This is a genomic window from Chryseobacterium polytrichastri, assembly GCF_900142445.1.
In the GTDB taxonomy this organism is placed as follows: Bacteria; Bacteroidota; Bacteroidia; order Flavobacteriales; family Weeksellaceae; genus Chryseobacterium; species Chryseobacterium polytrichastri.
The window spans coordinates 69523-94838 of record NZ_FRAV01000008.1; the positions used below are offsets into that span (position 1 = coordinate 69523).

A 25316-nucleotide genomic window follows, 5' to 3' on the forward strand; every position below is an offset into this window, starting at 1 on the left:
TGCCTAACTAATTATATCCCTGCACAATGCTGTAAGGACAAAGAAATGGAGATTGATAGGTACTTTTATAATGAGGGTAGATCTTGTCATCGAAAGGAAGTGTTTGGCAGATTGGTATACTATAATCAAAACATCATAAGATTTTACTTTGTAAGATGTTTTGACTGAAGAAGGTTTTATAAATTTTTTCAATGCTAATGAATAAAATGTCAATTGCTTTTGGTTGTTTTTGTTTCGTTATCTACTCAGTCAATAAGTGCTTTATTTGGTGTTCATAGGAACACGGCAAGTTGTGTTTTGAGTGCCTCATAACTGTTTTTTGTGCCTCAAAACAACTTGCCCTACCGGGGGGCAAACACTCTCCGAAGTCGAGGTTTGTTAACGTATTTAAAATGGATATAATGGATAAGAAAGATCACCATTACAGAAATAGAGGGGGACGAAAACCTAAAATAAATCCCAGCATCTATCGCCATGTTTTTAGATTGACCAATGAGGAGAATATAAAAATGATGAAGCTTTTTGAAGCATCTGCATTTACAAACAAGGCAAAGTTTATTGTTTCCGTATTATTTTCCCGTGAGATAAGAACAGTCAAAATTGATAAAGGCTCTATGGATTTTTACATGAGATTAACTTCTTTATATACTCAGTTTAGGGCTGTGGGAGTCAATTATAATCAAGTGGTGAAAGTATTGTACACCAATTATTCTGAACAGAAAGTGACTGCACTACTCAATACATTGGAAAAACAGACCGTAGAAATGACGGGTTTATGTCAAAAGATCATAAAGCTGACAGAAGAATTTGAACTACAGTATCTGAAAAAATAGAATATGTTATGATTGCGAAAATTGGAAGGGGAAATAATTTGTATGGAGCATTGGCATATAATAATGTCAAAATTGAACGTGGGAACGGAATGATTTTACTTACAAAGAGAATGATTGAAACTCCTAACAGGAAGTATACGGTTTCTCAATTAACAGAATCGTTTGAATCTTATCTTGTTGCGAACCGAAATACGGAGAAGCATACTGTACATATTTCGCTTAACCCTGATCCTAAAGATGCGGTAAGTGATGATCAATTCAGAGAAATGGCGGAAGATTATATGCAGGAAATGGGATATGGAGAGCAACCTTTTGTGGTTTTTAAGCATACGGATATCGACCGTATTCATATCCATATCGTATCCGTGTGTGTGGACGAAGAAGGCAGAAAGATCTCGGATACATTTGAAAAAAGAAGATCTATGAATTTCTGTAGGAAGATAGAAAAAAAGTTTAGCTTGATCCCTGCTACGGAAAAAGAACAACGTCGGAATGAAAAGATTTTTCGTCCCGTAGAATATGCCTCTGGTGATGTGAAAAGTCAGATTGCTTCTGTTATTCGTTATTTACCCAGTTATTATAAGTTTCGATCTTTGGGTGAATACAATGCGCTTCTTTCTCTATTCAATATTGCTGCTGAAAAGACAGAAGGTGAATTAAGCGGAAAGATGAAAAGCGGATTGTTGTATTTTCCACTCAACTCAAAAGGAGATCGCATGGGGCATTCCTTCAAAGCATCTTTATTTGGTAAAAACTCAGGACTGGCGGCTTTAGAGGATTATTTTACTAAATGCAAAGAAACCTTAAAAAATGATGCATCAAAACTAAGTCTCAGCACAGCTATTTTAAATACGATAAGATCTACCAATAATGAAAAGGATTTTAAAAATATATTAACGAAGCAAGGCATCAATACTGTAATCCGCAGAAATGATAATGGACATCGGTATGGAATCACATTTGTTGACCATCATTCTAAAACAGTGTGGAATGGTTCGCATTTGGGGAAAGAATTTTCTATCAATTCCTTTAATGAAAGATGGACTCAAAAGATAGGGACGGATGTAAAACAGACCGTTGATCAAAAGACGGAAATTCTAAAAGTTGAAGATTATAAGGATCCTTTATTGGATAGTATCCATCCTTTGTTTGATTTTTTAGACAGCCCGCAAAGTAATCATCAAGATATGAGTGGAATTATTGATGGAGTAGGAGGGCTATTCTATCTGAATCAAAATGAAGATGATCAGGAATTGCAATTTGAATCTCGGATGAAAAAAAGAAGGAAACGAAATCTTTAAAAAAGAATTACAGCAGATACAGTCTGTTTATTTTCTTTTGCCAAGATATTGTGCTGTAAGCCAAATGTATCCATCTGAAAGCCAATGTCTCCTGTTTTCTTCTCGAAGGGAGTAGCAGAATTTATATTCACTCCCGATTTTAAATAATAAGAAATGCAGGGAGAGGATGACTTAAGAGGTTTAGCAAAGATTATGGCCTTCATGAGAGCAGTGAGCATACTCATTGTTTTGATGCACCTATACTGGTATTGTTATGGTTTTTTTATGGAAAGAGAGTGGACGCTCGAGATTATAAATACCATATTGTACAATTTCCAAAAAACAGCAAAACTATTTTCCCATCCCCTCTATACCAAAATATTTGCACTGGTATTGCTTGCTTTGAGCTGTCTGGGAACAAAAGGGGTGAAAAATGAGAAGATTACCTGGCCTAACATTAATCTTGCTTTAATTGTAGGGTTTATACTATACTTTTTTAATACCCCTCTATTTCAATTATATTCATCTATCGGTACTTTTTTATATATGCTGACGTTGGGCATAGGATATATTATTCTTCTTATGGCGGGCTTATGGATGAGTAGGCTGCTATCCCATAATCTGATGGATGATGTTTTTAATCATGAGAATGAAAGTTTTTTGCAGGAAACCCAATTGATGGAAAATGAATATTCAGTCAACCTTCCTACTCGGTTTTATTATAAAGGAAAGTGGAATAATGGCTGGATTAATATTGTAAATCCATTTCGGGCAACCATTGTATTGGGAACTCCCGGATCAGGAAAATCATATGCGATTATTAATAATTACATCAAACAGCAGATTGAAAAAGGTTTTTCTATGTATATCTATGATTTTAAATTTGATGATCTTTCTACCATTGCCTATAACCATTTGTTAAAAAATCACACTGCGTATAAAGTAAAACCTACATTCTACATCATCAATTTTGATGACCCCAGAAAAAGTCACCGATGTAACCCCTTAAATCCTAATTTTATGACGGATATTTCTGATGCCTATGAAGCAGCCTATACCATTATGCTGAATCTGAACAGAAGCTGGATTCAAAAGCAGGGAGATTTCTTTGTTGAATCTCCAATTATCCTGTTGGCAGCTATTATTTGGTTTTTAAAGATATATGATGGCGGCACCTATTGTACTTTTCCTCATGCTATAGAATTGCTTAACAAAAAATATTCTGATGTATTTACGATCCTAACGTCCTACCCTGAATTAGAAAATTATCTGTCTCCTTTTATGGATGCCTGGCAGGGAGGAGCGCAAGATCAATTGCAAGGTCAGATTGCTTCAGCAAAAATACCTTTGTCAAGAATGATTTCACCCCAGCTATACTGGGTGATGACAGGTGATGATTTTTCATTGGATATTAATAACCCTAATGAACCTAAGATACTCTGTGTGGGAAATAATCCTGACCGGCAAAATATTTATTCTGCGGCATTAGGTCTTTATAATTCCAGGATTGTAAAACTTATTAATAAAAAAGGACAATTAAAGAGTTCGGTGATCATCGATGAGCTGCCTACTATTTATTTTAGAGGGCTGGATCATCTTATCGCCACAGCAAGAAGTAATAAAGTAGCGGTTTGTTTAGGCTTTCAGGACTTTTCGCAATTAACCCGTGATTATGGAGACAAGGAAAGTAAAGTGATACAAAATACGGTAGGTAATATTTTCAGTGGTCAGGTCGTTGGAGAGACGGCTAAAAATCTTTCCGAACGTTTTGGGAAGGTTTTGCAGAAACGCGAAAGTATGACCATCAACAGAAATGATAAATCAACTTCAATTTCTACGCAATTAGACAGTCTTATTCCGGCCTCTAAGATTTCGACATTGACTCAGGGAATCTTCGTAGGGGCGGTGTCTGATAATTACAATGAGCGCATAGAGCAGAAAATGTTTCATGCTGAAATTGTCGTAGATAATGAAAAAGTAACTGCAGAAACCAAGAACTATCAGAAGATTCCAGATGTTATATCATTTGTAAATGAAGAAGGTAAGGATACTATGAAACATCAAATTGATACCCAATATAAAAAAATAAAAAGTGATGTTGTGGCTATTATTGAAAAGGAGTTGGAGCGTATTGGGAATGATCCTGATTTGCAACATTTAGTACAGCTTTGAGGCTTATTGAATGTGGTGATAATTTGTTAGCGAGAAAAATTACGTATCTGCTGATTTAGAATTTTTGTACTTACAAAATCATTTGTTTTAAATACTGTTAGTCTTTTAAACCTAAGACTAGTCTCGAGGTATTATCTTACAATAAAGTCCTAATATAGTTTTCTATTTTCAAAAATTATCTTTCGTTTCTTCCTTTTTATAAATATCACAAGTAGTTATATGTGTACATAAAAATAGAATTTATTCTATATATATATATATATATATATATAGTAATTTTTTTTATATATTATTATATATATTTATACAAAATAACATAATCACTATGAAATATTTTTATTATCTCTTATTGTTGCAAGTATATGACATTCTTCAAGCAGAAATTGCTGTTTTTCTATAAAAAGAGAAAATCACTCTTAATAACATTAATTATTAAGGTTTTACTTTGGAATTAAACGGTAATATATTCAATTGTATCTATATGAATTCATTTTACATACTAATCGGGCATGTTTTGACAATGAAATTAATAATAAGTACCTGTAAAGAATTAATTAAGAATATTTCGAGTACTTTATACTTAAATTTAGTCACACATTTTTTAGGAAACAAAAGATTGCATATTTGTTTACTTATATAATAAATACTCTTCCAGTTTATATGGCCTTATTTTAAAGTCTTTTAAATCAGATGAATATGCCAATGAGATTATTCAGTGAACTTTTGTCAATATTTGGAATTCTATCCATTTGTTTCCTAAGCAAAAGAAGAAATTTAATATATGGATCATCAATATATTAATCGCTACAAGTAAAGATTATTTATCATCCAAGAATATAAACTATAGACTTTTATCAGATAAATCCTTAAATTTTAATTTTGAAATTATCGAGTAATTAACTTAGAGGTTAAACTTCACTGTTTTTGAAGATTCTCATTTTTCAAACTACTCATAGATTTTGACCGACTCTGATATTTAATTTTGAATTTCTTTTAGTAAGAAAACCTATTTTTCCAAATTTTTCAAATTCTTTACACCTGTAAGAAAATATGATTATTATCCAAATGATATAGTTTATTCTAAGAAATCACTCTTTTTATCTCTTAAGCCTTAAAACTATGAGATAAATTTTTAGCTCTCAATTCATATGTTTGTTAAATCATTTTTTATACTTAACTCTAAAAGGAGGTAAATAAGAATATTTATTCTAGTTGTAAAACCATGTACTAATTCATATAAAGAAAAGTATCTTTGAAAAAATAAGTCTACTTTTTTATATGAAAAAAAATATATAATTCCGAAATAAAAAACAATCATCGAGTGATTTTTTTGATAATTTGAAAAGGTTTTGCATAAACTCTAATTCATTAATTGGAAATTTATAAAATGGAGTGAAAATAATGGTTATAATTAATTTTGAATAAAAAAAGAACAATGATATTTATAAATATTTTAATTAGTTATGTTTAATTCTTTATATGTTCTTTTATCCAAATATGAAGATCTTTTTCTGGGGTTATATTGAACTTTTTTCTTAAATTATATCTGTTATTTTCTATAGTTTTGATAGATTTGAATGTATATTGCGCTATTTCTTTTGTTGTTAAACCTAGAAAGATATAAGCGGAAAGAGTTAATTCAGATGTTTTTAAATTCAAATTGATTCTAAGCATTTTTCCAGTAAAGTCAGGAAAAATTACTTGGAAATTAATCCAAAAGTGTGGAGAGTTATTTTTTATCATATGGATTAACTCAGATATGGAATCATTGAGTTTCTGTTGTAAAATATCTATTTTTGTATCTTTCTCTATGAGATCTTTAGTATTTTTTCGTAGTAAGCTTCTATTATTTTCTATAATTTCATTTTGCTTTCTTTTTATTTTTGTGAGCCTATAAAAAATAAATATTAGAAATATAATGGAACTGAAAATTGTGATAAGTAAAATCCGAATATTTTTATCTCTATCGTCTTGATTTTTTTCAATTTCTCCTTGTAAAATATTTTCTGTAACCTGAGTAATATTTATGCGGCTCATTTTTTCATCATATCTCCGTTGTTCTGAAGAAATTTTTAGATATATTTTTTCGTTAACATCATCATTTACTGCTTTATAACATCGTGATATTTTAAGATTTATATCCGCTGATGTCCTAAAAAATGCTTTCTTATTATGAACTGCTTTTTGATAATAATTGATTGCATTTTGATATTCTTCGGAGAGGAAATAATAATCACCATATGCTTCAAGAATGGAATATAAATATAAATGTTGCTCACTCACAGCTTGATTATAAGCTTTGTCTATAAATATGAGTGCAGATTTTGTATTGTTTTTTTTAATAAAAATCTGTGATTGATAGAAATAAGCATAGGCTTTTCTTCTGAAAATACGGTTGAAAGAAAGATACTGAGTATCAGGAATCTCTTCAACTAATTTAATAGATTTGCTAATGTAGATTTGCGCGGAATCATATTTGTTTGTTTCCGTATAGTAATCTGCCATCCACATGTATATACGGGAAACAAAAAGTTTAGACTCTGCATTTTTATTTGGATTAATAAGTTTTAGAGCCTCAGTATTTTCTTTCATTTCTTGTGAAAACATATATAAACGAGAGTAGTAAATACTTTTCAACTCTTTATATAAAGCAAGGAGAAACTTGTCATTTTTTACTGCTTGTTCCCTCATTCCTTTTTTAATAAAGAGATAACATTCATTATACTTGCTAACAAAAATCAGATTTCTTGCCATATAATAATAAGCTTCTGCTTTTTGTCTTGAGGTTCCATTTTTGTCGGCAAGAATACATGCTTTTTGGGCATATATATAAGATTTTGAATTGTCTATATAATGGTATTTGTCAGATAGTTTTATCAATAAATCTATTTGAGTATTTATTTTATTTACTGCTGAGAAATAAAAAATATGAAATAAAAGTATGAGGGTTAAATATCTTGAGCTCATGATTTAGTTTGTGTTTAGTGTAACTTCATAAGACGAATATCTAATTATTTTTTTTCGTCTTTAGTGATGAATTATAGTAATAATGAAGTTCTTTTTACCATTATTTAAATTCAGATTGTGAACTGGATTTTTTGTAGAAGAGTATTAAAAGAAAGGTAGTTTTATGTTATAAAAAAATAGTAGTTTTCGGTAAAATAGATAATATTTTTCATACTATAAAGATATGTTAAATTGTATAAATTCACAATAATGAGATTTATTATTATTTACAATCGCTTATTAAGTTGTTGATTAATAGAGTGTTTTTAAATAGGGTAGTTCTTGGGGGGTAGTTGTTTTTTTTGTTTGATGCATTTTCACTTGCTTTACAGTTATTGTTACAGTCGATAATTTTATTATTATTTTAAATAAATCAAATCTATGAGAAAAGTAATTTTGCTATTTCCTTTAATTATTTCTGAAATTATTAGTGCTCAAATTGGTGTTAGCACATCAAATCCACAAGGAATTTTTCATATTGATGGAGGAAAGGATAATTCCTCTACCGAAAGTCCGTCTGTATTGCAGCAGAGTAATGATTTTATAGTAACCTCAACAGGAAATACAGGTATTGGTACCACTGCCCCCATTGCAAAACTTGATATAATAAGTAATACAGCGGGAGCTATAAAAATCACAGATGGTACACAAGGCTCTGATAAAGTTTTGATGAGTGATGCAAGTGGAATAGGGACATGGAAAATTCCAGCATCTATAAGAGCTACAGCAAATGGGGTTTTCCCTTCACCTTCTTTAAATGTAAGTTCTAATGGTTCAGGTACAATTTATTCAAATGTTTATATTGATCTTACAGAGGGAAAATGGGCTTTAAATGCAGGCTTAACAATTAGTAATTCTAGTAATACAAATAGAATTTGGCTACATGCGTATCTTTCGACCTCTCAATCATCGGTTCAACGAATAGGTTTTACTCATCTTGGACCTGCAACAACTAGTACATCATATGCCGCAGTTATTTTCCCCTACGTAGGAGCTGGTAACGATGGAACATTAAGCATGCTTTCCGGATCATCAGTTATTAATGTTACTGTACCCTCTGTAAGAGTTTATTTATTGATTGAAAATAAAGCTACCGGCAGTTGGGCTTATGGAACCGGAGCATATGAAAACTATTTTTATGGCATACCTTTAAACTAATTTATTGAGATGATTCAATAAAATTATTATGGAATTAAATTTTTTACCCTAAAAATAGTATACTTTATTTCTGTCACTATTAAAAATAAAAATTTATTACTAATTAGTATTAAAAAATCAAGTAAATTTATATATTCTTTGCCTCCCTTTTTTTGTTAAAACACAAATTATAAATATTATGAACTATTAAAATAACGTATGAGGGAGGCCTTTTACAATTTGGATATTTTCAGTTTATCTTAAGTATTGTACTTTTTGGAATAATATTTGTTATAAAAATTAATCACCGAATCGATATATAAAACATTTTTTTCATTTCCTCTTGAATATTCAGGAGGAATTTTTTATATATAGATATCTCTAAAAATAGAGTAATTTTTTCATCATTTGTGTTTTTTAACCTCTTAGTTTTTTCTGAGGGGTTTTGTAGGTAAATATATCGAATATATATATACAGAATATTATCATAAATTCTAATCTTTCAGTATTTTCTTTAATTCAACATTAGTTAATAAACCTCTACAATTTGCTTTTCTTGCTGTCAATGTCCATGATTTCTTAAAAATGAAGTATGTAAAATTTCTGCATGCTTTGCTGTTAGATACTAAGTATACGTTTTTAGAAAACTTTGATATATTGTTTAAAAACTTCACCGGTGACAAAACATTGTAGTGTCTACATAAGGTATATCTTTAATAAAAATAATGAAAAGATAATCTTGTTGATTATGAATAAGGTATTCACCTTCATTACTGTCTTGCTAAATAAATACAACTGGAGTAGCCTTTTCATGTTTTATCTAGTTTAGAACTAAGTTGATTGCAAATTTTATTAAATTCCAGTCAGTACTCTCTAAAGATTTTATTGTTTTGATAGATCGAGAAACATTCATTGCACACTTCTCGCAGTAAAGGATAAATGTATGATATCTACTTGTTAAACATTTCTAGTGAATTTCCACCGAAGTGCTATCGATAAATATCTACATTATTATCGATATATATCGATTCATGTTCTACGTGATTTGATATTAAAATATCGGTACTTTGCGCCATTAAAATTTTAACGAAAATTGTGTTTTTAGTTAATAAAATAATCAATAATCCTGTATCAGGTAATTACTGGTGTTAAAAAATACAAATAGTAGAATTTAAATCATAGAATTATTCGGATTCTAAGAACATAGATGAACACTTTATTAGCCTCTTAAATTTCTTTAGATCCCTAAAAAAACAGAAGAATGGCAGAGGCTATTTTTAATCTTAATTTATACTCTAACAATAATAAACTAAAAATGAAAAAAATATTCTTTTTATTAATTTTTTCAGCTTATGCAATTACCCTTGCTCAAGTTGGTATTAATACTGCTAATCCAAAAAATATGCTGCATATTGTGGCTAATGGAACTAATGATCCCTTGAGAGTTGAAGGCGTAAAGGCGGGATCTGGAGCTTATTTATTGATTGATTCAAATGGAGTGATAAAATCATCCACTGACAGAAGTAATCTTACCTTTGTTTTACCTTCTGTAAGCAACAGCACAAGATTGCTTCTTACACAAACAGGACAAACAGGTTCAACTACGTATAACGAAAATAGCATTCCGGCAAGTAGTATTACGCCAGGAAATGGGAGTTGGATAAAGATATCTGGATTACAATCAACTTTGAATATTATTCAGCCAAGTAATACGATTAATATTTCAGTAGAAGGGATGGTTCAATATGATTCAGCTGCAGCAATGACAGGTGATATGACTATTTCCTATGCTATAGGAATATTCTTAGACGGAAAGTTAATTGCCACCAGAATGTTTGCTATATCAGGAAATGGTTTTTCAGGTACTACTGATAAATGGTCTGTTTTAGGACAATCATCAAATCTATCAGTTGGAGCTCATACAATAGAAATATATGCGACAAGGAGAAATACTGCAGGAAGTGCATCTGCAGATTTAGCAATAGCTAGACCTGCACCTTCAGTAAGTTCTTTAAATCAATTTATGGCTAAAGGTGTTTTACAGATTAATGGGGTTTATCAATAGAGGGATAATTCATCTGCTCCTGTTTATGTAATATAATCCGAAATTATAAACTATTAGGAAGCGCCTATTTTTTTGGAAGCGCGTTTGCTTTGAAACAACGATCATCAGTTCACTACATGTATTTTTTTTCATACTATATTGAATATTCGAGAGGTTTTTTTATATTTACATATCTCTCAAATGGGGGATATTTTTCATCATTTGTGTTTTTAACCTCTCAGTAAAACTGAGAGGTTTTGTTTTGAAAAGGATATCGTCTTTACAGTTAATTTCATGACGCCAAGTCGTTGAAATAGTGATACAAAGTAACCTTGTAAGTTGCTTTTGTTTATTTGATATTAATTATCTGTGAGTAGATGATGAAAATAAGAATAATGTTTTCCGTAATATGTACTCTTACTATTTTAGTATATTTAGCACTTTATCTTTAAATGTAGCTTGTCGAATGGATAGGCTTATGTAATTTTTTAATAGATTTCATTCACTAGGAAAAGAGATTAATATCTTAAAAATGACAGAATACCAAATTACGATTATGTTTTGAGACATAAGAAGAGAATGAGAAGATTAAAGATTTAATTTTTTTAATACAAATAATTAATAACTACTATGAAGGATATGATATTTCCCAAATTAGAAGCATCAAGAAAAGAACTGTTAGATCTGGGGATGCGAAATACTTTATTAAATTATAAAGTTCCGAAAGCTAGAGGACTTCATATCGTACAAGAGCAGTCAAGTTCCATCTATAATATTTTAGTTAAGCAAAATAAAAGCATGACCTTTTTAGGAAGGCCTGGAAAGGATGATAGTGATGAGTTGTTTGAATTGCCACCTTTATCAGATAACGAGCTGCAGGATGCCTATAATGATACCCGTTTGCAGACTAATGAATCTGAACAAAAGCTCCAGACGAAAATTCTTAATACCTACTATGCTGCAAAAACCAGTATTGAAGAGCAAGGAGTGAATACCCTGTTTTTGTCGTTGGGTATGCTTCAATGGTTTGAGAAAGGGAACAATGAAGAAGTAAGATTAGCTCCATTAATTCTTGTTCCTGTTTCTTTAGAGCGCTCAAGTGCAAGTGAACGGTTTAGGCTGCGTTACACGGGTGGGGAAGTAGGTGCTAATTTATCTCTTCAAGCTAAAATGATGGCTGATTTCAACTTAACACTACCCAACCTTTCGGGGGAGGACGATCTCAGTGTTGTAGATTATTTCAAGGAAATTCAAGAACAAATAAAGCATTTTGAAAACTGGAAAGTTGATCATGATACTATCGAATTGGGATTCTTTTCGTTTGGTAAATTCATGATATACCATGATTTAGATAGTACAATCTGGCCAGATCATAAAAAGCCTTTTGATCATCCTATTCTCCAATCTATATTTGGGGATGGTTTTACAGAGCCACAACCTACCGTTGGCGAAGATCACAGACTTGATGAAGAAACTGATGCTGATCAATTATTACAGGTAGTAGATGCTGACAGTTCACAGGTTATAGCCATGTTAGCGGTTCACGAAGGCCGAAACATGGTCATCCAAGGACCACCAGGAACAGGAAAATCTCAAACCATTACCAATATTATTGCTAACGCGGTAGGTAATGGTAAAAAGGTATTGTTTGTTGCTGAAAAAATGGCCGCTCTTGAAGTTGTAAAAAGGAGATTAGACAGTATAAATCTAGGAGAGGCCTGTCTTGAATTACATAGCCATAAGGCCAATAAACGCGATTTGCATACTGAATTAAAGCGTATTTTGGAACTGGGTAGACCTACTGTGGCACATCTTGAAGAAGAAGTACGTTTGCTAAACCCAATGGTAAAAGAGCTTAACGCCTATTCTAGCGAAGTTAATAGTATGATAGGTCAGAGTGGACTTTCCGCTCATGAAGTCATGGGACATCTATTAAAAATAAACAATGAGAACAAAGATTATAGATTTCCTAAAATTATAGCTGATGATCTTTCTTCATGGGACTTTAGAAAGATTCATGATTATGAAATGATTGCAGAACAGATTCAGGTGAGACTCCATAAAATTGGTCAACCTGAAAAACTGATTTTTTATGGGACTGATTTAACTGTATTTCTTCCAAAAGATGAAGAGGTTGCAAAAGACCTTATTCTAAAGCTAATACATACATCTGAAAAACTAATCAGCGTATCAAAAACCCTAAGTGAATTTTTAGAATTTCAGACGCCGGTAGATCTTCCAGAGGCTAAAAAGCTTCTAATGGTGGCAGAGTTGGTCATAAAAAATCCTGGTGTGTCTTCAATGGCTATTGATGACAGTGCTTGGCTAAACAATCAGGCTGACATTAATGATATTTTAGAAATTGGGGGAAGATTGAAAGAATTACACAATACCTATGATTCTGTTTTTATACCTGAAGCTTGGGAGCAGGATGTATTAGAAATAAGACAACATCTACTAGCAAATGGAAAAAAATGGTATAAATTTTTAATTGGTGATTATAAAAGTAGCGTTAAAAAGTTAGCAGCCTTACTCAATACAGTAGTACCGGATGATCTTCAAACAAAATTAGATTTTGTAAATGCATTAATGGAGGGCAGGAGGCTGGCTTCTTCTTTAGCAGCATATGATGCTTTAGCCAATAGAATCTTTAATAACCAATGGCAAAGACAAAAGTCTGATTGGACAGCATTAAAAGAAAAATCAACCTATTTACAGAGTGTACATATTGCTATTCAACAAGCTCAGGTTCCAAAAGAAATTCTACAGGTTCTTGAAAAGAATAAAAGTATTGATTCTATTATCGAATATACGAATCTCTTAAGATATCAAATTGATGAACAAAGTAAAACCTTTATCGCTTTATTTAATCATCTTCATTTTGCAGGAAATGGCATTGAAAATTTTAAGTTATCAGTACAAGTTACTGTACTTCATAAATGGTTGGAGCAATTGCCTGAAATTCACAAAGTCATTTCATGGAATGTGCTAAAAGAAGATGTGGAAAAACAGGGTGCAGGATTTCTTATAAAAGCCGTTAATAGCTGGAGCGATGCTTCTTTGTATTTAAAGACAGCATTGCAGAAAACATGGTACGATCATCTTCTTGAACAAGCGATGTTAAATAGCGCTGTATTGAGAAAATTTGAACGTTCTACTCACGAAGAAATTATTTCTAAATTTAAAAGAACAGATGTCCTTCAGCAATATTACAATAGGGCTAAAGTAGCTTTGAAGCATTGGGAAGGTGTACCAAAACAAGAAGGTGGCGGTCAAATTAATATACTAAAAAGCGAATTTAACAGGAAGGTAAGACATATGCCAATCCGAAAGCTTATACAGGAAGCAGGGTTGGCTATTCAGGCGATAAAACCAGTCATTATGATGAGTCCTATGTCTATTGCCAACTTTCTATCTCCCGATAGTATTGATTTTGATTTGGTCATATTTGATGAGGCAAGTCAGGTTAGGCCTGTAGATGCATTAGGTGCTATATTACGAGGTAAGCAAATAGTAGTTGTTGGTGATACCAAACAAATGCCACCAAGTAGTTTTTTTGATAAATTGAATACAGATACTGAGGATGAGGAAAATGTTACCGCAGATATGCAGAGTATTTTAGGGATGTGTGATGCTCAGGGAGCACCTCAGCGTATGTTGCGTTGGCATTACCGCAGCAGGCACGAATCGCTGATCAGCTTATCCAACCAAGAGTTTTATGAAAATAAACTTATTATATTTCCCAGTCCTGGCTCAAAAAACCGAATGGGATTATCATTTAATCACCTCCCTGACACATTTTACGATAAAGGAAAAACAAGAACTAATCCCAAAGAAGCAGAAAAAGTTGCTGATGCTGTAATTCAACATGCTCTTAAAACACCAAAGTTAAGTCTGGGGGTTGTGGCTTTTAGTACTGCACAAATGCAGGCTATACAAAATGAAATAGAATTAAGACGAAGAAAAAATCCGGAAGTGGAAAGTTATTTCAGGGCACATACAGATGAACCCTTTTTTGTCAAAAATCTTGAAAATGTTCAGGGTGATGAAAGAGACGTTATTTTTATAAGCATAGGATATGGAAGAACGGAAGACGGAAAAGTGCCGATGAGTTTTGGACCTCTTAATAATGAAGGAGGTGAACGAAGATTAAATGTATTAATTACCAGAGCGAAGAGTCGTTGTGAGGTATTTACAAATATTACTGCAGCAGATATGACCCTGGGATCCAATGCTAAATTTGGAGTCAGGGCATTAAAAAGTTTCTTATATTTTGCTCAATATGGTAAGTTTGAAAGTGACAAAGATGAACTGCCATATCAACCACAACCATTTGAAGAAGTTGTTGCAGAAGCGCTGAGGAATGAAGGATATATTGTTCGTGAAAAAGTGGGGTCAGCAGGATTTTATATTGATTTGGCCATTGTAGATGCAGATAATCCAGGAAGATATCTATTGGGAGTTATTTGTGATGGCAGATCCTATCAGGCTGCGAAGTCAACGCGTGATAGAGATCGGTTACGAAATACAGTACTTGAAGGAATGGGTTGGAACTTACTCAATGTATGGAGCCTTGATTGGTTCAGAAACCCTTCTGGAGAAATAAAATTACTTATTGAAACTATTGAAAAGGCTAGAATACAAGCAGAGCATAATGATATTATTGAAGAAGAATTGATGGAGGATCTTAAAAATCTCATCCGTGAAGCACCTCTCGAAGAGCATCCTGTAGTGTATCCAATGTATGAGCAGAAAATTTTATCTTCAGAAATTGCAAATCAAGAATTACATCTCCATCCTTTAGGAAAGCTAAGTGCATGGATCCAAGAAGTTGTTATAACGGAGAGCCCTATCCATTTTGAAGAAATGGCAAGAAGGATAGCTGATGCAAATGGAATATCGAAGATAGGCAGTAGAGTGCGTGCATCGATAACCAGCGCTACTGAATATGCGGTTGATAGTGGTCTTATTATTAAAAAAGGTGATTTTTTATGGCATCCCCAAAATGAACTATCTACCATTAGAGATAGGAGTTTGCTGTCCCCTAATTCAAAGAAAATAATGCTCATTGCACCTGAAGAAATTAACCTTGCTATTATAAAAGTGGTTAGTGATTCAGTAGCTATACAACCTGATAATGCAGCTCCGCTCATTTCTAAACTTCTTGGGTATTCACGTGTTACAGAGGATATTAAAAAATGTATTCTTGAAACGATAGAATACAGTAAGGTAATCGGAAGTATCTATCAGGATGGGGTGTTTTTAAAAATAACTGAAAAGTAGTCTTAAGTATATTGAATTGAATATTTTTATTAAAACGAAGTTTCTTACATAAGAATCCTCGTTTTAATAAAAATTTACATATGGTGCTAGATCATACATTCTACTATTTTCTATCTGAAATTACTGTTTTTTTAGATAGATATCTTTTTTATGAGGAACTTTGATAAAGAAAATAGGTAAATTGAAAGAGTAGCCAACTGACGCTTAGCTTCTCTATTTTTGTTTTTTAAAATGATTGCTGGCTTAGGAGGGGCTATTGCCCTAAACCTATTACACGAAATTATTAGGAAAAACTTTGACAATGTTCCCCAAGTACATAAAGTGGGAGAAGAGGCCTTAAATAAGGCGTTGAACAAAGTAGAGATGAAAATAACAGATCATGATCAACTGTATGCTGCTACCTTAGCAGGGGATGTTATAGGGAATGGCTTATATTATGCTACCACTGCTACCACAGGATTTAGTATCGCTTCGGGGGTCACGGCAGGATTAGGGGTAGTCCTGTTGCCTAAGAAAATGGGACTCGATGATTCTCCAGTTGCAGAAATCAATCAAAAGAAAGTCATGACGGTTGTTTATTATCTTTTTGGTGCAGTAGTAACAAAATTAATCTATGATAAGATAAAATAATAGTTAGTCTCGTATTATTTTATATCTTTTAAAGCGATCAGCGTTTGATAAATTATAAAAAATATAAATAATTAATTCCAAAGTAATAGTACTTTGGAGTTAATTATTTAATGAAAGTTTTTGTATCAAATTATGGTTGACCGCTTCCACCGGCTGAACCATAGATCTGTCCTGTTGCAAAACTTCCATCATTATCTGCAAACTGTACAAATATAGAAGCTAATTCTGCAGGTTGTCCTGGTCTTCCTAAGGGGGTATCCTCACCAAATTTCACTAAGTTTTCTTGAGTCTGACCACCACTTACTTCTAAAGCGGTCCATACAGGTCCTGGCGCTACACCATTTACTCTGATGCCTTTTGGTCCTAATTGTTTCGCTAGAGATTTTACGTAACTGGTAGTTGCTGCTTTTGTCTGTGCATAATCATATAAGTCAGCTGAAGGATCATAAGCTTGGACGGAAGATAGTCCAATAATACTGGAACCTGGTTTCAAATGTGGCAATGCAGCTTTTGTGATCCAGAAGGGCGCATAGATGTTGGTTTTCATTGTTCTGTCAAAGTCCTCTGTACTGATATCCAGAATGGATTCATTTGTTTTTTGATGACCTGCATTATTTACCAATATATCCAAACCTCCTAACTGGTTGACCGCTTCAGAAACTAATTTCTGACAAAATGCTTCATCCCTTATATCTCCAGGTATGGCTATGGCGTTTCGGCCTGCTTTTTTTATTAAATCGATCACTTCAATAGCGTCAGATTCCTCATCTGGCAGGTAATTGATAGCAACGTCTGCACCTTCTCTGGCGAATGCAATAGCGGCAGCACGACCAATACCAGAATCTCCCCCCGTTACAAGGGCTTTTCTACCATTCAATCTCCCGGAACCTACATAACTTTCCTCTCCGTGATCTGGAACAGGATCCATTTTACCGGCTAATCCGGGAAAAGGCTGGAACTGTTTGTTAAATGGTGGTTGTGGATGTTTAGTGGTGGGGTCTTCCAAACGGGATTGTTCTTCGTTTTCCTGATCATCTGATGGGATAGCTGGGTTAATAAGGGTTGCTAATTTGTCAATTGCTTCTCTTCTTGTAATTTGTTCGTCCATATGTGATTGTAATTTGATGTTATAAGATGTTATTGATTCATAATATAAGCAATACCTATTCCAGTAATTGAGAGGAATACATATAAAATAATGCAAATGTTTTTGTTTTGATGCATTAAAAATTTTTTATAAACCCTCTCAGTAAATATTGCTAAATCCAGGTGTCGTTAATCATATATATCGAAGCCCAATGTAAATGTGATGTAGGTCACATAATAGATTGTTAAATACGGCCGTACTTTGTGGTACTATTTACAGAAAAAGTAACGAGGAATGGCAAGTATACCTTTGGCGAACTGATGAGTAGAGACTTTATTTTACATATCTACGAGTATACTCGAACTGAAAATGAAATATGATAAGTCTGAAAAAGATGAGTTCATCATTATATGTTAGGGAACCAAGTATAATAACTCTTCGAATAATAAAGTGTTATATATAAGAAAATTAATAGTTAAATGATTATGAAAAAGATAAATTCTTTCAAATTTCTATTTTGCAGTATGGTATGGCTAGGAGTTCAGTATACCAAGGCACAAAGTTTACAAAATGACAAGGTGGGTGATATCTATGCAGAAGATATCAAATGGTCGGCGTTTCCATCTTTTCCTCCAGAAGCCCGACTTGCTGTTTTGATTGGGGATCCAAAGAAGGAAGGTCCTTATGTGGTAAGGGTGAGACTTCCTTCCAATGTCGTATTAATGCCTCATAAACATCCTGAAACGAGAGTGTATACGGTTATTAGCGGCGTATTTTATATTGGTATTGGAGAAAAGTATGATCCGACAAAATTAAAGGCTTATCCGCCGGGAAGCGTGTTTGTACTTCCTGCTAATACACCTCATTTTCATTGGGCTAAATCAGGAGGCTATGAAACACAGGTGAGTGCGTATGGTCCATTAGGTATTAGCTATATAAATCCTTCAGACGATCCCAGCGGTGAAAAAACAAAATAGTTGTATACAATTGGTTAGAGTAGGGGGTTGCTATAATCGATAATACAGGTTCTATTGTTGTTCTTGTCATTCTTTATCTGATGTATATTTCATATTATTAAAACATAGAAAATTACCTACTACAATCAGTATCCAGACAGGGGAAGCGAAAATAAGTGAAAAAATAAAAGTGGGTATTATTCCTTTTAACCCTGCTGTTATCATGTTATCAGAGGGTAGCCTGATTGCGATCGAAGTAAAAATACAGGCTACTAGCATAGAGGCGAAACCAGTAACTACGGCTGTAAAAACTATTTTGATTTTGGTTGGTTTGTATTTTTGCTTGTTTGTTGTAAGAAAAGCAAATGCATAAATCGCAGTAGTACCGAGTGAAATTAGAAAACGGTAAATGATGGAGGTATCTGCTAGAAATGCTAATAAGACCAAATTTCCTATGATCAGATTGAACATCACACAAATGATAAATAACGTTACATTTTTATTCATTTTTTTCGGTTATCTAATTTTTTATTAAGATATACAAAATCCATGTGCCCTAAAAATATTCGAATCGTTAGTCAATGGGGAATGCGTGACTACAAAATAATCATAATTTTTTTTGTAAGAAACATGATTCAGAGACAATCTTTGCTGGGCCATCACATAGCCCTGAATGCGTTTTGGCTCCTGAATTTGCAGTGTCTCATTATTAAACTTTCATATTCTCCTTATTTATGTCTGTGAATGATGCTCTTACGTAAAATCGTTTTTGAGATTTATTCATATCTCTTATCAATAAGAATCGACTTGGTTATATGAAGAAATTTTAGCTAAAAAGTTCAATATAATTTCTAAAATTAAACCTTGTACAGATGTTTGATAGAAATAATCCAGGCGTGCTCTAGTGACAAACCAATGTTTTTAGTTAATCATTTTTTTTCGTCCAATTATTATTAAAAGTTCTTGTGCAGAACGGTGGTCTCCGTTTTTGTCTGCAAGTTCTAAATATTGTCTTGCTTTGTCAATTGATTGCTCAACGATTTCCCCTTCCAAATAGATTTTACCAATCAAATAATTTGCTTCATCGACTTCATATTCAGAATTTTTGCCTATTTTTATTTTCTCGAATATCTTTAATGCCTTCATTTTATATTTTGTTGTCCCAATAGCATAATAATGAGATAAACCGATTGAAAGCTCTTGGAAAAATTCACTTGAAGGATTTGCTTTTTTATAAAGTTCAAATGCTTTTTTAAAATTTTGTTTATTTCGATATTCAATTCCTAGACTATGAGTTGCAGTTGTTGATCCTTCATTCATCGCCTTTTCATATAGCTGCATTGCTAATTCTATATTTTTTTCACAATATAAATATTCGCCGTTGCTTAAATAGTCGGCATATTTTTCTATTCCATCTAAATTTCCATTTTCATACGATTTTTTTATCCATTCAAATGCTAACTGTGGTTGAATTTGTACAATTTCAATGTTATCAATTGTCAACCCGTTATCATACCAATATGCAACGTCATTCATTGCATTGGTATTGCCACTCTCAGCTTTTTTAAGTAGAGAGTTCCAATCGTCAGTGGTTGTTATTTTAAAAGTTTTAGTCATCTCTTAGTTATTTTTATTGTGTCACAATACACTTGCTATCAAATTTTCAAGACTTTACGTTCGGGCGGGAAATTAGAGCACAAAAGACGAGATTAAAATTCAATTGAAAAATTCCCGTTAAGTTTTTTACTGAAGCCCGTCTGAAGGAAAACCCTTGTTGCCTGCAATTTTTTGTCATTCTAACCTAAGTAATATTGCTGCGTTCTAAATTTCTCAATTCCTTTTTTCAAATTCTTTTTCTAAATTGTTAATATACGGTTTGTGATTAAAATTACTAGTAACAACTAAATTACACATTGTTTTAATATAAAATATATGTAATTCCAGTAATTTTTTGCCGGATTTACATATGATTTTATAATTCAGTTTGTTATTTTTGAATAAACGTGTATATTTAAAAATGATTTTCAAAATTTTGCATTTTCTGGTGTAAACATAATAATATTATAGTTTCTAATTTAAATCAATCTTTAAAATCAAAATATTGAAATTGCTATAAATGTCTCTTCATTTCTGAATTTAAGGAATCTGAAATTTCTGTTCTGACTTTATCTTTCTTTGATTTAGTAGATTGTTTACAGGAAAAAAATCCTATTATAGCAAAACTTAATATAATTATATGACCCACTAAATTTTAGTCAACATTTTTTAATATTCATCGTAAAAATTCATCAATCTCTCGTAGCTTAAACTGACCGGAGAACATGAAAAGTTGCCTTAGCATATAGGTATGCCCTGCACCATAAATTATTAATATCCTTTTGGCATCGGGCTTTATGGTATTTAATGCGCCTCTTAAAGTCTTGTAGTCACGAAAACTTCCAATCTCTGTCCTTTCTGCTCCAAACTTTGTATCTAAATATAGTTCGCTTAATCTATTAGCCAGATATAATTTTTCAATATTTTTTCGGTCATTCAGAGTCAAATACATTTCTTTTAGAGATATATTTTTTTCAATTCCATAATACTTTTCAAATTGATGGTGTATTGCAGCAATTGATTCTGAATACGCATTATCCGCTTTATATTTTATGTTGGGACTTAAAACACTTTTAGCATAAAAAAAATAATTCTTCTCAATATCACTTTTAAAATCATTATCGTTAGAATTCAGATCTGGTAATCTCCAATCTATTCCCTGCACACTTTGAGGGAGTTTTAATTCTACAGCTAATTTTATTCCTAATTGATAAATTTCATTATTTAGAAGCCAATTTATATCTTTTGGTAACTTTTGACCTTTTTTAGCATATTCAAATGCCATATTAAAAATAGAATCCTGAACAGATGGTCTTTCAACTAATATTTGTTGTGGATTAAACTTTTTTATAGCATCCAGAATTTCCCTCAGTTCTTTTTGCTTCTGAACACTTGTGATGGAATCTGATTTAATATTGGAATAATGGGCAGTTCCGAGAATAAGAACTTCTCTATTTTGACTATATATAAAATTAAAGAAGCAAACCAGAAAGATTGTAATTTTAATTGATTTCATAATACTATTTCTATAAAGACATTTCAAGGCAATTAATTGTTACATAAAAGACAATTGAACTAAATTTCATTATTTCAAAATATTACATATTAATTTTAATATCTCATCTCAGGGGAGATCTTTCTTAGCGTTGATAAATTTTTCGCCATATTGAATTGAAATCACTACAATGATTAAAAAGGTGAATACAAATTTATATTTTAATACAAGTGAGAACAGCACTGCAATAAATTCTGTAGTAAGGAAACTGAGAAAAAAAGGAATACACATTAACACTAAAATAGAGATTAAGCAATAGATTTTTTGATTAAACCTACGCTGTTGTTTTGCTTCAATTTTTCGGATAATATTTTTTGAGAATCCCAAAGAAAAGCCATCAACATTTTCTTTCTTCAGATTGCTGTCCACGAAATCATATAGCTTAGAATCTGATCCTGAAATTTTGCAATAACTGTTATTTTGCTCTTGATCGCTGGTGATTTTTTTTCTAGGGGTATCCATCTTTCTGTAATTTTTCTTTTAATAATTTTCTTGCTCGAAGGAGATAAACTTTTACCGTTCCTTCGGGGAATTTTGTGATTTTGTGAACTTCCTGAATATTCAACTCATCCAAATGATACAAAGTGATAACCGTTCTGTATTGCAGTGGAAGTTCACGGATTAGTTTATTCAGATATTCCTCAAATTCTTTTCCGATTAGCTTTGATTCCGGTGTTTCCGAAGTGAATTGGAAATCAATACTGTCCTCCAAATTATCATATTTCTTTTTGACTTCTTTTTTCAGATAATTGATAGCAATATTATAGGTTATCTTGGCAATCCACGTCGATAATTTAGATTCTTTTTTGAATGATTTCAGGTTTTCGAAAACCTTGATAAAAACTTCCTGACCAACATCTTCGATGTCTTCTTCGTTTGTCAGCATCCTGTTCAAAATAGAGTAGACAAGATTCTGATATTGTTTTACGACGATCTGAAAAGTATTCAGGTTGCCTTTTAAAATATCATAAATGACCTTTTCTTCATCGAACATATTCTATTAGACAGCAATTTTTACAATCGGTTACAATTTTCTAATGTATTTAATATTTTGTAACCTGAAATACATTTCTTTGTCTATTGGTTAAATCGTCAACAATGAAACATCTTGCACCCTTTATAGTAATGATTGCAATATTGATTGCAATCTCCATCGTAATCGTAGTTTTAACGAATTATGACCTGAAAAAGAAGATATTGAACAAAGAAACTATTGATGATAAAATGTTTCTCATTCTCAATAACCTGACAGGTGTTGGTTCAGAAATGTTGAAATGGGGAATTATCTTACTCTTCGGTGGAATCGGTCTAATCGTGTTGGAATTCATACCATACAATGAAAATTCACCGCTTCCTTATGGGGTAATGACGGTCTTTGTTTCGCTCGGTTTCCTTACATACTACTTCTTGATGAAAAATCAGAAGAAATAGTTTTCTTCTATAAATAATCAATTATAACACTTCACTTTTTTTAAGAACAAAAACCTTGTTCTCAGGATCCTTATGTCCTTATCTCAAAACAACAATTATGAAAACAAAAATAATTTCACTGTTCACTTTCATCTTATTATTAAATAATTTAAAAGCTCAGGAAAAAGCGAAAGATTCTATTTCAGCTCAGTACGAAACCTCTATTCAGGAAGTGGTCATTGACGGAAAAAAACCTTTGATAAAAACAAAAATTGATGGGCTGGTGTATAATGTCCAGTCAGATCCGGAAAGCAGATCTAAAAATCTTCTGGAGATGATGAGAAAGATGCCTTATCTCTCATTGGACAGCAACGAAAATATTCTTTTTAAGGGGAACACCAACTTTAAAATTTTAATCAACGGAAAAGAAACGCAGCTTCTTACCAACAATCCTAAAGATGTACTGAAAGGCATCCCTGCAAGTACTATTCAAAACATTGAGATCATTACCAATCCATCTTCAAAATATGATGCTGAAGGTGCTTCCGGGATTATCAATATTATTACAACCAAGAAAATGAAAGAAGGCTACAACGCTTCTGTTAATCTTGGATTGAGGATTCCTAAACAGGGATACAATGCTGGATTTTCTTTGAATGTTCAACAAAATAAATTAGGGATCTCTGCTTATGGTGGCGGTTTTATTAAAAATAATCCTGAGATCAAGTATCAAAATTCACAACAAACTTTATTAAATAATCTGATTCAAAATGGAAGAACTTCAGGTAAAGAAAACGGTGGATATTTCAACGTTAATGTTAGCTACGAAATTGACAGTTTCAATCTTTTAAATGTTCAGTTCGGTTCCAATTTTGCCAACAACAAATCAAATGACTTTCTTAATTCCAATTTTTCGCAACACAATATTCTGACAGAAAACAATAATTCAAATAACAATTCTGATAGTAATGGAAAAGGTTTTGAAGCTTCTGCAAATTACCAGATCGGTTTTAAAAATGATAAAAGCCAATTGTTGACCTTTTCTTACAGATTTAATAATTTTGATTACGCGGTAAATAGTTTGACGGATTTTCAGAATAGAATCACAAACTCTGAAAATAGTATCAATCAAAATAATAACAATCAAAACAGCGAAAATACATTCCAGATTGATTTTGTGAAAAATATCAAAAAAGTTTATTTGGAAACAGGCTTGAAGGCCATACTCAGAAAAAATATTAGTCAATATACCTCAATTCCGGAAAACCTTTTAAACTCTGATGAATTTTTAAACCAACAAAACATTTACGCAGCTTACATAGCTACAAAGTTTAGTTTGTTCAACTGGAATTTCCAGACAGGTTTAAGGCTGGAAAGTACAGATACGAATGTTAATTTCACTTCTACCAATACAGAAGTTGACCAGAATTATTTAAATCTGATTCCCAATATTTCTATCGGAAAAAACTGGAAAGAATACCATGGCATTAATTTCGGGTTTTCACAACGCATCAAAAGACCAGGAATCAATCGTCTGAATCCTTTCACTAATCAATCAAATCCTTATTTTCAGATCAGTGGAAATCCTTACCTAAAACCTGTTGTCAATAATGATTTGATCGCAAATTATTATTATAATCATAAGATCAATCTGAATCTTGGACTAGGATATTCATTTTCTAATAAAATTGATCTAAAAGTCTCATCTTATGATCCAGTAACAAATATAACGAGAACAACTTATGAAAACTCAAGTAGTATTAGCAGACTTGGTTTGGATTACAACCTTAACTATCCTGTTACAAAAAAACTGACTTTAGGAATTAATGGAAATTCAGCTTTCTTCTTTATTAAGGGAAAAGTGAATGGGGTTCAAGCTGAAAACAATCTGTTTACTTATTATATTTATTTATCAGCTAATTATCAGTTTGAAAATAACTGGAATATCAATTCAAATCTTGATATCAATAGCAGAATGCCTGCTGGTCTTCTAAGTACAACGAATGCATTTATGGGTTCCTCTTTCAGTTTCAGCAAAAGTATTTTGGATAATAAGCTGTCATTTTCTGCGTATATCAACAATCCATTTAATAAGTTCAGGAAAGCGATTACGGAAACTCAAGGAGCAGATTTCTATCAAAATAATTATCTAAGGGACTATTACAGGTCATTCGGTTTCAATGTCACCTATAAATTTGGAAGGCTGAGAGATGAGATAAAAAGTACAAGAAGAAAAATTGAAAATAACGATCTTTCAAATTAGATTGTACTCAACACCGAAAAGATATCTAATAATTTAATGAAGGATTTATAAAGAAGTTCGGGAG

The 25316-nt window shown here is 32.1% G+C and carries 18 protein-coding genes; 10 read left to right on the plus strand and 8 right to left on the minus strand.

From position 1 onward, the window contains the following. Positions 1-401 precede the first annotated feature (401 nt). Both mobA and mobB read left to right on the plus strand, forming a co-directional pair. Positions 402-833, plus strand: a complete 432-nt coding sequence (gene mobA, locus BUB80_RS06775; RefSeq protein ID WP_073292275.1) for a conjugal transfer protein MobA — start codon at positions 402-404, stop codon at positions 831-833. Between the two features lie 8 nt (positions 834-841). Continuing rightward, positions 842-2134: a conjugal transfer protein MobB gene (gene mobB / locus BUB80_RS06780; protein ID WP_073292114.1), complete on the plus strand. Its 1293-nt coding sequence runs from the start codon at positions 842-844 to the stop codon at positions 2132-2134. Here mobB and BUB80_RS23985 read toward each other — a convergent pair. Continuing rightward, the gene (locus BUB80_RS23985) at positions 2131-2265 is read right to left on the minus strand and encodes a hypothetical protein (RefSeq protein WP_262484432.1); all 135 of its coding nucleotides are present in this window, start codon (positions 2263-2265) and stop codon (positions 2131-2133) included. The two genes, mobB and BUB80_RS23985, sit on opposite strands and share 4 nt — an antisense overlap. Positions 2266-2287: 22 nt before the next feature. Between BUB80_RS23985 and mobC the strand changes: the two genes are divergently transcribed. Next, positions 2288-4285: a conjugal transfer protein MobC gene (gene mobC, locus BUB80_RS06785; RefSeq protein ID WP_073292116.1), complete on the plus strand. Its 1998-nt coding sequence runs from the start codon at positions 2288-2290 to the stop codon at positions 4283-4285. 1467 nt (positions 4286-5752) lie between these two features. Here mobC and BUB80_RS06790 read toward each other — a convergent pair. After that, entirely contained in the window at positions 5753-7252 is a 1500-nt protein-coding gene (locus BUB80_RS06790) for a helix-turn-helix domain-containing protein (protein ID WP_073292118.1), read from the minus strand. A gap of 420 nt (positions 7253-7672) precedes the next feature. On the opposite strand from BUB80_RS06790, the gene BUB80_RS06795 reads away from it, so the two are divergent. The 4 genes from BUB80_RS06795 to BUB80_RS06810 all read left to right on the plus strand — a co-directional run bounded on the left by BUB80_RS06795 (position 7673) and on the right by BUB80_RS06810 (position 16385). Beyond that, entirely contained in the window at positions 7673-8449 is a 777-nt protein-coding gene (locus tag BUB80_RS06795; protein ID WP_073292120.1) for a hypothetical protein, read from the plus strand. 1294 nt (positions 8450-9743) lie between these two features. After that, positions 9744-10493, plus strand: coding sequence for a hypothetical protein (locus BUB80_RS06800; RefSeq protein ID WP_139262573.1), 750 nt, complete (start codon positions 9744-9746; stop codon positions 10491-10493). A 618-nt stretch (positions 10494-11111) separates the two neighbouring features. After that, on the plus strand, positions 11112-15755 hold the full coding sequence (locus BUB80_RS06805; RefSeq protein WP_228433707.1) for a DUF3320 domain-containing protein: 4644 nt from the start codon (positions 11112-11114) through the stop codon (positions 15753-15755). Between the two features lie 231 nt (positions 15756-15986). Continuing rightward, the gene (locus BUB80_RS06810) at positions 15987-16385 is read left to right on the plus strand and encodes a hypothetical protein (protein WP_073292126.1); all 399 of its coding nucleotides are present in this window, start codon (positions 15987-15989) and stop codon (positions 16383-16385) included. A 130-nt stretch (positions 16386-16515) separates the two neighbouring features. Here the strand turns inward: BUB80_RS06810 and BUB80_RS06815 are convergent, their stop codons facing one another. Beyond that, positions 16516-17493, minus strand: coding sequence for an SDR family oxidoreductase (locus tag BUB80_RS06815; RefSeq protein WP_073292128.1), 978 nt, complete (start codon positions 17491-17493; stop codon positions 16516-16518). 464 nt (positions 17494-17957) lie between these two features. Between BUB80_RS06815 and BUB80_RS06820 the strand changes: the two genes are divergently transcribed. Further along, entirely contained in the window at positions 17958-18449 is a 492-nt protein-coding gene (locus BUB80_RS06820; RefSeq protein ID WP_228433709.1) for a cupin domain-containing protein, read from the plus strand. 66 nt (positions 18450-18515) lie between these two features. Here the strand turns inward: BUB80_RS06820 and BUB80_RS06825 are convergent, their stop codons facing one another. The 5 genes from BUB80_RS06825 to BUB80_RS06845 all read right to left on the minus strand — a co-directional run bounded on the left by BUB80_RS06825 (position 18516) and on the right by BUB80_RS06845 (position 22573). Beyond that, positions 18516-18935, minus strand: coding sequence for a hypothetical protein (locus BUB80_RS06825; protein WP_073292130.1), 420 nt, complete (start codon positions 18933-18935; stop codon positions 18516-18518). 414 nt (positions 18936-19349) lie between these two features. Then, complete coding sequence (locus tag BUB80_RS06830; protein ID WP_073292132.1) at positions 19350-20045, minus strand: tetratricopeptide repeat protein; 696 nt, start codon at positions 20043-20045, stop codon at positions 19350-19352. A 655-nt stretch (positions 20046-20700) separates the two neighbouring features. Next, positions 20701-21540: a DUF5694 domain-containing protein gene (locus tag BUB80_RS06835; RefSeq protein WP_073292134.1), complete on the minus strand. Its 840-nt coding sequence runs from the start codon at positions 21538-21540 to the stop codon at positions 20701-20703. A gap of 108 nt (positions 21541-21648) precedes the next feature. Beyond that, complete coding sequence (locus tag BUB80_RS06840; RefSeq protein WP_073292136.1) at positions 21649-22041, minus strand: hypothetical protein; 393 nt, start codon at positions 22039-22041, stop codon at positions 21649-21651. Further along, complete coding sequence (locus BUB80_RS06845; RefSeq protein WP_073292137.1) at positions 22028-22573, minus strand: RNA polymerase sigma factor; 546 nt, start codon at positions 22571-22573, stop codon at positions 22028-22030. The genes BUB80_RS06840 and BUB80_RS06845 overlap by 14 nt, the downstream gene beginning before the upstream one ends. Positions 22574-22677: 104 nt before the next feature. Between BUB80_RS06845 and BUB80_RS06850 the strand changes: the two genes are divergently transcribed. Continuing rightward, a complete protein-coding gene (locus BUB80_RS06850; protein WP_073292138.1) occupies positions 22678-23010 on the plus strand; it encodes a DUF6249 domain-containing protein in 333 nt (110 codons plus the stop codon). A gap of 97 nt (positions 23011-23107) precedes the next feature. Beyond that, positions 23108-25252: an outer membrane beta-barrel family protein gene (locus BUB80_RS06855; RefSeq protein WP_073292139.1), complete on the plus strand. Its 2145-nt coding sequence runs from the start codon at positions 23108-23110 to the stop codon at positions 25250-25252. The last annotated feature ends 64 nt before the right edge of the window (positions 25253-25316 follow it).

Bases quoted from the DNA above. Each gene is read 5' to 3' on its own strand.
- mobA (WP_073292275.1), top strand. From the start codon at position 402: ATGGATAAGAAAGATCACCATTACAGAAATAGAGGGGGACGAAAACCT.
- mobB (WP_073292114.1), top strand. From the start codon at position 842: ATGATTGCGAAAATTGGAAGGGGAAATAATTTGTATGGAGCATTGGCA.
- mobC (WP_073292116.1), top strand. From the start codon at position 2,288: ATGCAGGGAGAGGATGACTTAAGAGGTTTAGCAAAGATTATGGCCTTC.
- BUB80_RS06790 (WP_073292118.1), bottom strand. From the start codon at position 7,252: ATGAGCTCAAGATATTTAACCCTCATACTTTTATTTCATATTTTTTAT.
- BUB80_RS06795 (WP_073292120.1), top strand. From the start codon at position 7,673: ATGAGAAAAGTAATTTTGCTATTTCCTTTAATTATTTCTGAAATTATT.
- BUB80_RS06800 (WP_139262573.1), top strand. From the start codon at position 9,744: ATGAAAAAAATATTCTTTTTATTAATTTTTTCAGCTTATGCAATTACC.
- BUB80_RS06805 (WP_228433707.1), top strand. From the start codon at position 11,112: ATGATATTTCCCAAATTAGAAGCATCAAGAAAAGAACTGTTAGATCTG.
- BUB80_RS06810 (WP_073292126.1), top strand. From the start codon at position 15,987: ATGATTGCTGGCTTAGGAGGGGCTATTGCCCTAAACCTATTACACGAA.
- BUB80_RS06815 (WP_073292128.1), bottom strand. From the start codon at position 17,493: ATGGACGAACAAATTACAAGAAGAGAAGCAATTGACAAATTAGCAACC.
- BUB80_RS06820 (WP_228433709.1), top strand. From the start codon at position 17,958: ATGAAAAAGATAAATTCTTTCAAATTTCTATTTTGCAGTATGGTATGG.
- BUB80_RS06825 (WP_073292130.1), bottom strand. From the start codon at position 18,935: ATGAATAAAAATGTAACGTTATTTATCATTTGTGTGATGTTCAATCTG.
- BUB80_RS06830 (WP_073292132.1), bottom strand. From the start codon at position 20,045: ATGACTAAAACTTTTAAAATAACAACCACTGACGATTGGAACTCTCTA.
- BUB80_RS06835 (WP_073292134.1), bottom strand. From the start codon at position 21,540: ATGAAATCAATTAAAATTACAATCTTTCTGGTTTGCTTCTTTAATTTT.
- BUB80_RS06840 (WP_073292136.1), bottom strand. From the start codon at position 22,041: ATGGATACCCCTAGAAAAAAAATCACCAGCGATCAAGAGCAAAATAAC.
- BUB80_RS06845 (WP_073292137.1), bottom strand. From the start codon at position 22,573: ATGTTCGATGAAGAAAAGGTCATTTATGATATTTTAAAAGGCAACCTG.
- BUB80_RS06850 (WP_073292138.1), top strand. From the start codon at position 22,678: ATGAAACATCTTGCACCCTTTATAGTAATGATTGCAATATTGATTGCA.
- BUB80_RS06855 (WP_073292139.1), top strand. From the start codon at position 23,108: ATGAAAACAAAAATAATTTCACTGTTCACTTTCATCTTATTATTAAAT.